This window comes from Mycobacterium sp. smrl_JER01 (genome assembly GCF_048513595.2).
Taxonomy (GTDB): Bacteria; Actinomycetota; Actinomycetes; order Mycobacteriales; family Mycobacteriaceae; genus Mycobacterium.
Genome location: NZ_JBLXXK020000001.1, coordinates 3,736,952 through 3,748,811, shown reverse-complemented (window position 1 = coordinate 3,748,811; position 11,860 = coordinate 3,736,952). Strand labels below are relative to the sequence as shown.

The following is an 11,860-nucleotide window of genomic DNA, read 5'->3' as shown; positions in this document are numbered from 1 at the left end:
TCAGTCGATGAGCGCACTGGACGCACTGACAGATTGGCCGGTTCCCACCGTCGCTGCCGCGGTGGTCGGTCCGGCCGGGGTGCTGGCCGGCTACGGCGACACCGGCCGGCGGTATCCGCTGGCATCGGTGACCAAGCCGCTGGTCGCCCGGGCGGCCCAGGTGGCCGTCGAGGAAGGCGCGGTGGAACTGGACTCCGCGGCCGGTCCGCCCGGCGCGACCGTGCGTCATCTGCTCGCCCACGCCGCCGGCTACGAGATGACCTCGTCGACGGTGATCGCGTCGCCGGGTACCCGGCGCATCTACTCCAACTACGGTTTCACCGCGCTGGCCGAAGTGATCGAGGCGGAGTCGTCCATACCGTTCGCCGGCTACCTCGGGGAGTCGGTGTTCGCACCGCTGGCCATGGCCGACACCACGCTGGACGGGGGCACGGCGGCCGCCGGCTACGGTGTGACGTCGACCGTCGATGACCTCATCGCGTTCGCCGGGGACCTGCTCAAGCCCGCAACGGTGTCCGAGCAGATGCACGCCGAGGCGATCAGCGTGCAGTTCCCCGGGCTCGACGGGGTGCTGCCAGGGTTCGGTGTCCAGCGTCCCAACGATTGGGGGCTGGGCTTTGAGCTCCGGGGTGGCAAATCTCCGCACTGGACCGGGGGCGCGAACTCCTCGCGCACATTCGGCCACTTCGGCCAGTCCGGGACGTTTCTGTGGGTCGATCCCGACGCTGCGTTGGCCCTGATCGTGCTGACCGACCGCAAATTCGGGGAGTGGGCACATGCGGTGATGCCTGCGCTGTCTGATGAAGTCCTAAGAGAGTTCGGGGCGGACTAGCGCAACACTCGTCCCACAAGGCACAATAGACACGCAAGCCACAACTTCATCGATAGTTTCATCGTTACGCGCTCATATGTTCTGTTCGGCACGCCACCAGGTCGTTGGGGAAGACGTCCCTCGTGGAACCGAAGGAGCAACAGATGCGTGCAGCGAACCAATTCGCCGACGCGACGACTGGCGTGGTGTACATCCACGCGTCGCCCGCCGCGGTGTGCCCGCATGTCGAGTGGGCGTTGTCGTCGACCCTCAACTCGAGGGCGAATCTGAAGTGGACCCCGCAGCCGGCCATGCCCGGTCAGCTGCGCGCGGTCACCAACTGGGTCGGCCCGGTGGGGACCGGAGCGGCGCTGGCGAACGCGCTGCGGTCGTGGTCGGTGCTGCGTTTCGAGGTGACCGAGGATCCCAGCAGCGGCGTCGACGGTCACCGCTGGTGCCACACCCCGCAGCTCGGGCTGTGGAGCGGCGCGATGAGCGCCAACGGCGACGTCATGGTCGGCGAGATGCGATTGCGACATCTGATGGCATCGGGGGCCGACGTGTTGGCCGCCGAGCTGGACTCGGTGCTCGGCACCGCGTGGGACGAGGCGCTGGAGGCTTACCGCGACGGCGGCGAGGGCGCCGAGGTCAGCTGGCTGAGCAGGGGAGTGGGCTAACCGGCGGGGCCGCTGGGGGCCGGCCGAAGGGAGGCATTCACCGCGGTGATCTCGGGACCGCGGCGATGCCGGCGAGTATTCGATCGGCGGACGAAGCGACCCGAACCGACCCTGGCCGCTCCGGGGCGCTGGCTAGGGTCGATGACTCATCGTCCGAATCACGTCGGCGCGTTGGACACTGATCTGGCTCCCGTCGTATCGGCTGCGATAGCGGTAAGCAACAGTTATCCCGCATGGCCGGGGTGGCTCGAACCGCTCTCTGCCCGGCCTGGTCGCCCAGTTAACTATCGTTGCGTAAGCAAATAATTGACGACTCCGCTATAAACGGTCTCTGAACAAGCTCCGTCGAACTCCTGAAGAACCCGAAAGTTGCTTCACGGGTTATTACTTCGCGAATTCTGAGCAGTTACTGTCAGCTCGTTGGTCAGAGGTGTTCTGACAACCGGGACGGGGGTAATTCATGTCGAGCGAACTATCCAGTCGACTTTGCGCGCTGATTTTCGCCTCTGGGCTGGGGGTCACACTGGCTACCGGGTCGGCGACGGCTGCGGCGGACACCGGTTCTGAGAGCTCCCCGCCGTCGGCTACGACATCGTCGTCGCCCGCGCAGGAGACTTCCGACCCGTCTTCCCGTCCCGAAGACGGCTTGTCGTCGGAGCACGCTGCTCGTCCTGACGCTGATGGCGATGACGCTGATGACGATGACGCCGCTGATAACGATGACCTCGGTGCCGAGGGTGAGTCGAATGCTGCGGAACCCGCCGACGCTGCCGGCGACGGTGAAGATGGACCCTCAGCCGAGGAGTTGTCGGATGCTGAGCCGCAGGTCGAGCCGGTCGATAACGAGGGTAGCGGGGGTTTGTCGTTCCAGACGCCCGACGCCGCGGTGGGTCGCGAGAACGACGCCTCCGAGGAGGATCCAGCTGACCCCACGGAATCGGGTTTGCCCTTCCCGGGCGACCTGGACCATCCCGCCATGCCTGTCGACGACGCCGAGGATCTGGCTGCTACGGACGGTGCAGCCGCGGCGCCGCAGGACGCCGTGATCGATCGGGTGGAATTGGGTGGGCCGGAGGGCGCAGCGGCAAGTGCTGTGACACAGCCAGTTTCGGCTTCTATCGGTACCGAACTGGTGCGTCGAGGCCCCCTGGAGTGGTTGGTTGCGGGGGCATTCGCAATCATCGGACTTGCCCCCAGCGATCCGGCCGCACCGGTGGAAAACCCGATCGTCGCTGCGCTGTTGGCGTGGTCGCGCCGCGTCGACAGCTTCTTCTTCGGCCACACCCCGACCGCGGCGCCAGTGCAAACCAATAACGGCTCAGTCGTGGTGACCGGAACGCTCGGCGCCGCCGATGCCGACGGCGACAAGTTGGCCTACCGCCTACAGCGTGGGCCCTCCGCAGGCTCGGTAGTCATCAACGCCGATGGCACATACACCTACACGGCGTCAGCCGAACTAGCGATCGCAGGAGGGACAGACACGTTCGTGGTGGTCGTTCGCGAACGTGGCATACACCTGCACCTCTTGGGTGGCCGGAGCTCGATATCAGTGCCGGTGTCGGTAGTCGTCGCCGCCAACGCGGCCCCTGTGCAGCACGAACCGACCACGGTGCTGAATCCGGGCCAGTCCACCGGTGTAGTCAGTGGCGGACTACACGTCACGGATCCCAACGGAGATCCGCTGACGTACCGCCTTGCGTCGGGCCCCGAGAAGGGGGCGGTGGTGCTGACCGGCGACGGGGGGTTCGTCTACCGGCCCAGGGAGGCGGCGCGCGTACGAGCCGGAGCCTTGGATGCCGATGACCAGGACATGCTGGACAACTTCACGGTGACAGTGAGTGACGGTGTGTCAGCCACCGACGTCACGGTGACGGTGCCGGTTGCGCCACTGCACAACACAATTGTGGGCACCATCAGAGTCGGTGACTACCCACAGGCGGTGGCGGTCGGTGCCGACGGACGTTACCTGTACGTCACGCATCTCGATGGCCGCGTATCGGTGGTCGATGTCGCTGCAGGCAGCGTCGTTGGCTCAATGGGGGGAGGTGACTCTGCTGGCGGACTCGATGACGATCTGGTCGAGGTGGGTGCGTCAGGCATAGCGATCAGTGCCGACGGCAGCCGGATCTTTGTCGCCAACCCGGTCGATGACACAGTGTCGGTGATCGAGGTGGCCAGCAATTCGGTCTCCACCATCGAGGTCGGTGACAACCCGACCGTTCTTGCTCTCAGCGCGGACAATGCCCGCGCTTATGTCGTCAACGCCCATGACAACTCGGTCTCGGTGATCGACACCGCTACCAGGTCGGTGATCGCCACGGTCGTGGTCGGTGCGGGCCCGTCGGCGATGGCGCTCAGCGCCGATGGCGCCAGACTGTATGTCAGCAACCACACCGACGGCACGGTAACGGTGATCGACACCAGCACCTCGGTGGCGTCGACGATCAGTGTCGGTGGCAATCCCTCGGCGTTGGCGGTCAGTGCTGACGGGAGTCGCATTTACGTCAGCGACTCGAGCGGCGGCGTGCTGTCGGTCTTCGACACCACGACCGGAAGAGTGATCGCCTCAGTCGAGGTCGGCCAGAACCCGTCGGGCGTGGCCGTGAGCTCTGATGGCCACCGCGCCTATGTCACCAACGCGGCCGACAACACCGTTTCGATCGTCGATCTCTCATTGAACCGGGTCACCCACACCCTTCGCGGAGTCGGCAGCACTCCCATCGCGATCACCATCAACGCCGACGGCACCCGCGCCTACGTCGCCAGCGCAAACAGCGGCACCGTGACGGTGGTCTCCATCGTGCCCGAGACCGGGCTGAGTTCGAGTCGAGGCTTCAACGTCTACAACTTCACCGACAAGCCGCTGACACTCGACCACTACGTAGACAACCTGCGGCCAGAAGGAGGACCGCCACTCGGTTACGTTCTGCGACCTGGCCAGGGCGTCCACTTTGAAGTCACCCGTTACTTTCCGAGTGACAGTGTCGCTGTGCTGGCATTTCGGGGCGATGATGGCGTCGGGTACGACGTCCGTCTCGGTGTTGACGGTTGGGACGCCGGGAGGTTTGGCGGTTGTTCCTACACCTCGGGCGGTGGCCGCCACTGCGATCCAGCGAGCCTCGGACACAACGACCAGGAGATCTTCCTCCTCGATGCACCGGGTTCCACGATTGTTGTCCCGGCCGGTGAGGGTCAACGACAGGTCGATCTTGTGAACCAGTTGTGTCAAGACGGGCAGGGCAGCGGCCGCATCTCCTGTTCCTTCGCGCATAAGCAGGAGGTCGACACCTACGGGATGGAAAAGCCCGTCGGCAGCGCCGTCCGCAATAACACCGACCTTGAGCAGAGCTACAGCGTTGCCATTACCGACACCGTCTCCGCGAGTGACAGCCTTCAGATCAGCGCCAAAGCCGCGTTCAAGGGGCTCAAGGGTTTCATCGATCTCGAGATTCAAGCCACATACGGGCACACGTGGACCAGCACCCATCAGTTCACCCAGACTCTCAACGTAAAGGTCTCACCCCACTTCCAGGCGGCGATCTATGCGCAGCAACCTGTATGGCGGGTCTACGGGGACCTAACCGTGGTGATGGGTAGCACCACATACGTGCTGAAAGACGTGTACTTCGACAGCCCCAATCCCGAGGGCCTTGGCCTCTATGAGATCAGGGCGACACCGATCCCCGGTCAGCGGGGTAACGCTGAGGCGGTCAGCCTGGAGATCTAGGTCGGCGGCCCTCGGAACAGGTGGACTCCGACGGGCGCCACCGAAACACCTCCGCGTCGGACGTGCGCTCCACGTCGGCAGATCACGGCCGCAGAATCTTCAGCGCCTTCGGCACCACCGAAACCTCGACCGGCAGCCGGCACACGTACTCGCCGTCGGCGTACGCGGTGATCTCCGGGTCGTCGGGGCAGCTGACCGTGACGGTGTGTGCCCGTGCCGTGCGGACCTCGTCGAGCTCGACGTGGGTGCCCTTGAACACGGTGGGAAACAGCCGGATCAACCGACTCCGCGAGGCCGAAGCCACCATCGTCACATCGAGCAGACCGTCGCGCGGATCAGCGCCCGGGCAGATCTTCATCCCGCCGCCATAGCTCTTGGTGTTGCCGAAGGCGGCCAGGGTGAGTGCGGTGTTGACTTCCTCGCCGCCGTCGAAGGTCAGTCGGAACGGCAACAGCCGCAGCTTGGACAGCTCGGCGACCATCGCGAGGTTGTAGCGCATCCGGCCGTGCGGCCAGCGCATCCGGTTGGTCCGATCGGTGACCAGCGAGTCGAAGCCGGCCGCCATCACGGTGCCGAACCATCGCACGGTGCCGTCGGCGCCGACGATGTGGCCCAGGTCGACCGTGTCGACCACGCCGTCGACGATGATGTCCGCGGCGGCCTCGGGGTTTCTGGTGGGTATGCCGAACTCGCGGGCGTGGTCGTTGCCGGTGCCGGCCGGAACGAGGCCAAGGGGGATGTCGGTCTGTGCGAGCACCTGCAGGGCCAGCGAGATGATGCCGTCCCCGCCGACGACGACGAGCGCGTCCATCCCGCGCTCCAGGGCGGCTTCGACCAGTTGCCGGGCGTGCGCGGAGTCGCGTCCGGCGATGGCGACGACGTCCACGCCGCGCTGGTGCAGCCGGGTGATCGCGCGCTCGGCGGCATGCGGTGCGCTGCCGTGCCCGGAGGCCGGATTGGTCAGCACCGTGACGCGCGACCGCGTCACGGAATCAGCTTGCCCGGGTTCAGGATTCCCGCCGGGTCCAGCGCGGCCTTGACCGCCCGCAGCACGGTCACGCCGAGATCACCGACTTCGTCGCGCATCCACGGGCGGTGGTCGGCACCGACGGCATGGTGGTGGGTGATCGTCGCGCCGGAGCGCACCATCGCCTCGGACGCGGCCGCCTTGGCCGTACGCCATTGCTCGATGGGATTTCCGCGCTGGGCCGCGACGACGGTGAAGTACAGCGATGCCCCGGTCGGATACACATGCGAAATGTGGCACAGCACCAGGGCCGGCGTGCCGGAATCGGTCAGCGCGTTCGTCAGGGCCTCGGTCACCGCGGCCTTGAGGGCAGGCACGTTGGACCAGTTGGTGGCCGTCTCCAGCGTCTCGCACAGCGCCCCGGCCGATAGCAGTGCATCGCGCAGATAGGGGGCGTTGAAGCGGCCATGCTCCCACGCCAGCGCCGGCCCCTCACCCAGCGAGGTACCGCCACGGGCAGCCAACAGCTCCCGCGTTTCGGCGTGTCTGCTCGCGACGTGGGCCTCGGTGCCCTCGAACGCGGTGATCGCCAGGCAACCTCCGGTGATCTGCTGGTCGCCGATGCTCTCCGTGGTGGCCAGGTTGACGCCGGTCTCGGCCTCGTCGGACAGCCGGATCACCGTCGGCCCGGTGCCGGTCTGCACCACGGCGCGCAACGCCGCGGCGCCGGTGGCGAAGTCGGGGAACGACCACGCCTCATACCGGGTGCACTCGGGCACCGGATGCACCCGCACCCGGACCCGGGTGATGACGCCCAGGGTGCCCTCGGATCCGAGCAGCAGTTGACGCAGATCGGGCCCGGCGGCCGAGGCCGGTGCCCGGCCCAGATCGAGCACGCCCGCCGGGGTCACGGCACGCAGGCCGCGCACCATATCGTCGAATCGGCCGTATCCGGCGGAGTCCTGTCCCGACGAACGGGTCGCAGCGAATCCGCCGATGGTCGCGAAGCAGAAGCTCTGCGGGAAATGGCCCAGGGAGAATCCGCGCTCACCGAGCAGCCGCTCGGCCTCGGGGCCGCTGAGACCGGCGCCGAGTTCGGCCTCCCAGGACACCTCGTCCAGCGAGTGCAGCGCGTCGAGGCGGCGCAGATCCAGCGACACCACCGCCTTGAAATCGCCGCGCGCCGGATCGAGCCCACCGACCACGCTGGTGCCGCCACCGAAAGGAACCACCGCGATACTGCGGTCTCCGCAGAATTGCAGGATCTCGGCGACCTGATGGTCGTCGGCGGGTAGCAGCACCGCGTCCGGAGCGTCCTGGATGCCGAAATCCCGGCGACGCAGCAGGTCCAGGGTGGACTTTCCGCCGGCGCGCAGCAGCCGCGCCCGGTCCTCGGTGGTCACGTGCTCGGGGCCGACGACCGCGCCCAGACCGTCCCGGTCGGCGGCCGACAGCGCCGACGGGCGCAGCCGCACCTGGTCGAGCGTGGGCTCGTCGACTCCGGTGCCGTCGATGCCGAGGGCCTGGCTCAGCAGCAACCTGATGCCGGGGGACAGGGGCTTGGCCGACGCGGGGTCACCCCACGCGTTCCACTTCATCGGCGGTTCGCTGGCGTGGGCAGGGGCGACAGTCATGCGTTACAGTATTACAGATGATGTCAATCCGTAACTCCGAAGCCAGCGTCGAGCAGCGCATCCTCGACGCCGCCGCGGCGTGCATCCTCGCCTATGGCGTGGAACGGACGACCATGACCGAGATCGCGCGCCGCGCGCGGGTGAGCCGACCGACCATCTACCGGCGGTGGCCGGACATCCGCTGGGTCATCGCCGAACTGCTGACGGTGCGGATCGCCGGCGTGCTGGAAGCGGTGCCCGAACGCGGAGCCGACCGCGAGGCGATGGTGCAACGGGTGGTCGCAGTGGCCGATCATCTCCGTGCCGACGAGATCGTCCAGTCGGTCATCCGCAATGCGCCCGGTCTGGCCATGACCTATATCGCCGACCGCCTCGGTACCAGCCAGCAGATCCTCATCGCGGCGCTCACCGAGGCCATCAAGGCGGGCCAGCAGGACGGCAGCATCCGCGCGGGCGATCCGCAGGGAATGGCGGCGATGTGCCTGCTGATCACCCAGTCGACCATTCAGTCCGCCCAGATGGTCGCCGAGTTGCTCGACAACGCGGCGCTCAACGGCGAACTGGCGCAAACGTTGAACGGATACCTCAAACCATGAGCAGTGCAACGGCTTTGAATGCGACGCGGCGCGCTCGCGAACTTGCCGAGGTAGGAGGCGGGACGCCGGTGGACCTGCTGGTCATCGGCGGCGGCATCACGGGTGCGGGTATCGCGCTCGACGCCGCGACGCGCGGGCTGTCGGTGGTGCTCGTCGAGAAACACGATCTGGCGTTCGGCACCAGCCGGTGGAGTTCCAAGCTCGTGCATGGCGGCCTGCGCTATCTGGCCAGTGGCCACATCGGCATCGCCAGGCGCAGCGCCGTGGAACGCGGAATCCTGATGACCCGCAACGCTCCGCACCTCGTCCACGCGATGCCCCAACTGGTTCCGCTGCTACCACAGATGAAGCCGGCGTCGCGCGCACTGGTGAGGTTCGGCTTCGCCGCCGGTGACGGGTTGCGCAAGCTCGCCGGCACCCCCGCCGCCACCCTGCCGCGGTCGCGGCGCATCGACGCGCGACAGGCGGTCGGCCTGGTCCCGGCCGTCCGCCGTGATGGCCTCGACGGTGCCCTGCTGGCCTACGACGGCCAGTTGATCGACGACGCCCGTCTGGTCGTCGCCGTGGCCCGCACCGCCGCCCAGCACGGAGCCCGGGTGCTGACCCGGGTCGCGGCCTCGGCCGCGACGGGTGACGCCGTGACGTTGACCGATACCGCGACCGGGGAGACCATGCGGGTATCGGCCCGTGCGGTCGTCAATGCCTCGGGGGTGTGGGCCGGGGAGGTCGACGCCTCCATCAAGGTGCGGCCCAGCCGCGGCACCCATCTGGTTTTCGACGCCGAGTCATTCGGCAATCCTGCCGGCGCGCTTACGGTTCCGATACCGGGCGAGCTGAACAGGTTTGTCTTCGCGATGCCCGAGCAGCTCGGCCGGGTGTATCTGGGTCTCACCGACGAGGACGCGCCCGGGCCGGTTCCCGACGTGCCGCAACCGACCCAGGGCGAAGTGGACTTTCTGCTCGATACGGTCAACACCGCGCTGGACACGACGCTGCGCCGTGAGGATGTCAGGGGGGCCTACGCGGGACTGCGCCCGCTCATCGACACCGGGACCGGCAGGACGGCGGACGTCTCCCGTGAGCATGCGGTGACCGAGTCGCCCTCCGGGGTGATCAGCGTGATCGGAGGCAAACTCACCGAGTACCGGTACATGGCCGAGGACGTCGTGGACCGGGCCGTGGCGCTGCGCGGGCTGACCGCGGGCGTCTGCCGGACCCGCAACCTACCGCTGGTCGGCGCGCCGTCGAATCCCGTTGCCTCGCAGGGATCATCGGTGGGGCTGCCCGACTCGCTGGTGGCGCGTTACGGCGCCGAGGCCCCCAACGTGATGACCCGGGCCGCGTGTGCCCGCCCGGCGGATGCGGTGGCCGATGGCATCGATGTCACCAGGGCCGAATTCGAGTACGCGGTGACCCATGAGGGGGCGTTGACCGTCGATGACATTCTCGACCGGCGTACCCGGATCGGTCTGGTGGCCGCTGACCGGGACGCAGCGATCCATGCCGCGGCAGAAGCTTTGGCGACCCTGACCTGACGTGGTTCCGCGACCACCGGCCGCGCCGTCGTCAGCGCAACAGCACATCGCGAACTGCCGACGCCGTATGGCGTTGCCAGAGAGCCTGCACGGGAACCAGCAGCGGTGGTCGTAGTTCGACCACCTGGACACGGCCGTCCATTGCCGGGCCCGCAGGCACGGTGACGAACGCGATGGCGCCGGTGGTCAGCGGAGCGGCGACAGTCGCGGCTCCCTGCACTCGACTCACGACGTAGTCAGGCTCGAAACCCGCTCGGCGACAGGCCCCCAGCAGGAGGTCGCTGTAGTACGACGCACCCGGTGGCGCCCAGAGCGCGATGCGTTCGCCGGCCAGGTCGGCGATGTCGATCTCAGCCTCGCCGGCAAGTGGGTGCTGCGCCGGCACGGCCACGCGCACGGGGTGATAACCGACGACCGCACCCGCCAGGTCATGACTGGGCACCACGCCGCGCCGCAGACCCAGCTGAACTGATCCGCCCAGGATGGCGTCAACCAGTTGATCCGGGTACAGCTGCCGGAAAGTGAAGGAGGTCGACGCATTCGCATCGATGGCAGCCTCCATCACGCTGTACACCTCCGCCCCGCTGAGGGCCGGGGTGTGGCCGACGACGAATATCTCGTCGTCTCCGCTGGCCACCCGTTCGACGTGTTCGGCGACGGTCCGAGCTGCCGCCAACAGCGTCCGTCCCTCGCGGAGCAGCAACGCCCCCGCGCCGGTGGTGGTGACGCGGCGGCCTTCGCGCACGAGAAGTTCCGCATTCAAGTCCTTTTCGAGTTGCCGCACCGACGTGCTCAACGCCTGCTGGCTCAGATGCAGATCGGCGGCGGCGCGCGTGAAGCTGCCCGCCTCGGCCACCGAGATGAAGTGACGCAGTCGGCGCAGATCCGGAGTGGAGCCCATCCACAAATACTATTTGTCGAAATGTCGAAAATCTGGGTTTCTCATTTGTCGATCGCGGCGCTAGCGTCGGGCCCCATGAGCAGACTCGAAGGTAAATCCGCAGTCGTGGCCGCTGGAGCGAAGAATCTCGGCGGCCTGATCAGCACCACGCTGGCGTCCAAGGGGGTCAACGTCGCGGTGCACTACCACAGCGCGGCCACCGAGCAGGACGCCGACGAAACCCTCGGTCAGATCCGGGAGGCCGGCGTGAAGGCGGTCAAAGTGCAGGGTGACCTGACGGTGCCGGCCAACGTCGAGAAGTTGTTCGACACCGCCGTCGACACTTTCGGAGGTGTGGACATCGCGATCAACACCGTGGGCCGAGTGCTGCGCAAGCCCTTCGTGGAAACGACTGAGCAGGAATACGATTCGATGTTCGACATCAACGCCAAGGCGGCGTACTTCTTCCTGCAGCAGGCCGGGCTCCGGCTGAACGACAACGGATCGGTGATCACCGTCGTGACTGCGCTGCTGGCCGCCTACACCGACGGCTACTCCACCTACGCCGGCTCCAAGAGTCCGGTGGAGCACTTCACCAGGGCGGCATCCAAGGAGTTCGGCGCGCGGGGTATCAACGTCAACAATGTGGCGCCTGGCCCGATGGACACTCCCTTCTTCTACCCGCAGGAAACACCCGAGCGCGTCGAGTTCCACAAGTCACAGGCGATGGACAACCGGCTGACCGACATCAGCGATATCGCGCCGCTGGTGGTGTTCCTCGCCGACGATGGCCATTGGATCAACGGCCAGACCATCTTTGCCAACGGCGGCTACACCTCGCGATAGCTGGTTGTCGCCGCCAGCGGGCCGAATCAGCGAGCTCCCTCCAGATGTGCGATCAGCCGGCGGGCAGGGGAATCCGGAAGCTGTGAACATGCTGGCAACAATGGCGTGCAGTCTTACCGAAATTCCTTGGCGGGTTTGTCGTCGGGCCTGATCAGCCCGACGCCGGGGCCGACGTCGTCGACTGGCG

General features: G+C 67.0%; 9 protein-coding genes. 6 read left to right on the top strand and 3 right to left on the bottom strand.

The annotated features are described in order from the left end of the window. Positions 1 to 7 precede the first annotated feature (7 nt). The 3 genes from ACNUDN_RS17645 (at position 8) to ACNUDN_RS17635 (ending at position 5,215) form a co-directional block, all read left to right on the top strand. On the top strand, positions 8 to 832 hold the full coding sequence (locus ACNUDN_RS17645; protein ID WP_419123098.1) for a serine hydrolase domain-containing protein: 825 nt from the start codon (positions 8 to 10) through the stop codon (positions 830 to 832). Positions 833 to 975: 143 nt separating this feature from the next. Further along, positions 976 to 1,488 carry a DUF3145 domain-containing protein gene (locus ACNUDN_RS17640; RefSeq protein WP_419123097.1) on the top strand — a complete coding sequence of 171 codons (513 nt, stop codon included), beginning with the start codon at positions 976 to 978 and terminating at the stop codon, positions 1,486 to 1,488. A 646-nt stretch (positions 1,489 to 2,134) separates the two neighbouring features. Beyond that, positions 2,135 to 5,215, top strand: coding sequence for a beta-propeller fold lactonase family protein (locus ACNUDN_RS17635; RefSeq protein WP_419123096.1), 3,081 nt, complete (start codon positions 2,135 to 2,137; stop codon positions 5,213 to 5,215). An 82-nt stretch (positions 5,216 to 5,297) separates the two neighbouring features. Here the strand turns inward: ACNUDN_RS17635 and ACNUDN_RS17630 are convergent, their stop codons facing one another. Further along, on the bottom strand, positions 5,298 to 6,203 hold the full coding sequence (locus ACNUDN_RS17630; protein WP_419123095.1) for a diacylglycerol kinase: 906 nt from the start codon (positions 6,201 to 6,203) through the stop codon (positions 5,298 to 5,300). Next, positions 6,200 to 7,780 (bottom strand): FAD-binding oxidoreductase, encoded by a 1,581-nt coding sequence (locus ACNUDN_RS17625; protein WP_419125202.1) that lies wholly within the window; start codon positions 7,778 to 7,780, stop codon positions 6,200 to 6,202. The genes ACNUDN_RS17630 and ACNUDN_RS17625 overlap by 4 nt, the downstream gene beginning before the upstream one ends. A 53-nt stretch (positions 7,781 to 7,833) precedes the next feature. Between ACNUDN_RS17625 and ACNUDN_RS17620 the strand changes: the two genes are divergently transcribed. After that, complete coding sequence (locus ACNUDN_RS17620; RefSeq protein ID WP_419123094.1) at positions 7,834 to 8,412, top strand: TetR/AcrR family transcriptional regulator; 579 nt, start codon at positions 7,834 to 7,836, stop codon at positions 8,410 to 8,412. Further along, positions 8,409 to 9,947: a glycerol-3-phosphate dehydrogenase/oxidase gene (locus tag ACNUDN_RS17615; protein ID WP_419123093.1), complete on the top strand. Its 1,539-nt coding sequence runs from the start codon at positions 8,409 to 8,411 to the stop codon at positions 9,945 to 9,947. The genes ACNUDN_RS17620 and ACNUDN_RS17615 overlap by 4 nt, the downstream gene beginning before the upstream one ends. 31 nt (positions 9,948 to 9,978) lie before the next feature. Here ACNUDN_RS17615 and ACNUDN_RS17610 read toward each other — a convergent pair whose 3' ends face one another. Then, positions 9,979 to 10,848, bottom strand: coding sequence for a LysR family transcriptional regulator (locus ACNUDN_RS17610; protein ID WP_419123092.1), 870 nt, complete (start codon positions 10,846 to 10,848; stop codon positions 9,979 to 9,981). 75 nt (positions 10,849 to 10,923) lie between these two features. Here ACNUDN_RS17610 and ACNUDN_RS17605 point away from each other — a divergent pair, with 75 nt between their 5' ends. Next, positions 10,924 to 11,673 (top strand): SDR family oxidoreductase, encoded by a 750-nt coding sequence (locus ACNUDN_RS17605; RefSeq protein WP_419123091.1) that lies wholly within the window; start codon positions 10,924 to 10,926, stop codon positions 11,671 to 11,673. The last annotated feature ends 187 nt before the right edge of the window (positions 11,674 to 11,860 follow it).

Excerpts from the sequence above, each read along its gene's own strand:
- ACNUDN_RS17625 (WP_419125202.1), bottom strand. The coding sequence starts at position 7,780 with ATGAAGTGGAACGCGTGGGGTGACCCCGCGTCGGCCAAGCCCCTGTCC.
- ACNUDN_RS17615 (WP_419123093.1), top strand. The coding sequence starts at position 8,409 with ATGAGCAGTGCAACGGCTTTGAATGCGACGCGGCGCGCTCGCGAACTT.
- ACNUDN_RS17620 (WP_419123094.1), top strand. The coding sequence starts at position 7,834 with ATGATGTCAATCCGTAACTCCGAAGCCAGCGTCGAGCAGCGCATCCTC.
- ACNUDN_RS17605 (WP_419123091.1), top strand. The coding sequence starts at position 10,924 with ATGAGCAGACTCGAAGGTAAATCCGCAGTCGTGGCCGCTGGAGCGAAG.
- ACNUDN_RS17640 (WP_419123097.1), top strand. The coding sequence starts at position 976 with ATGCGTGCAGCGAACCAATTCGCCGACGCGACGACTGGCGTGGTGTAC.
- ACNUDN_RS17645 (WP_419123098.1), top strand. The coding sequence starts at position 8 with ATGAGCGCACTGGACGCACTGACAGATTGGCCGGTTCCCACCGTCGCT.
- ACNUDN_RS17610 (WP_419123092.1), bottom strand. The coding sequence starts at position 10,848 with ATGGGCTCCACTCCGGATCTGCGCCGACTGCGTCACTTCATCTCGGTG.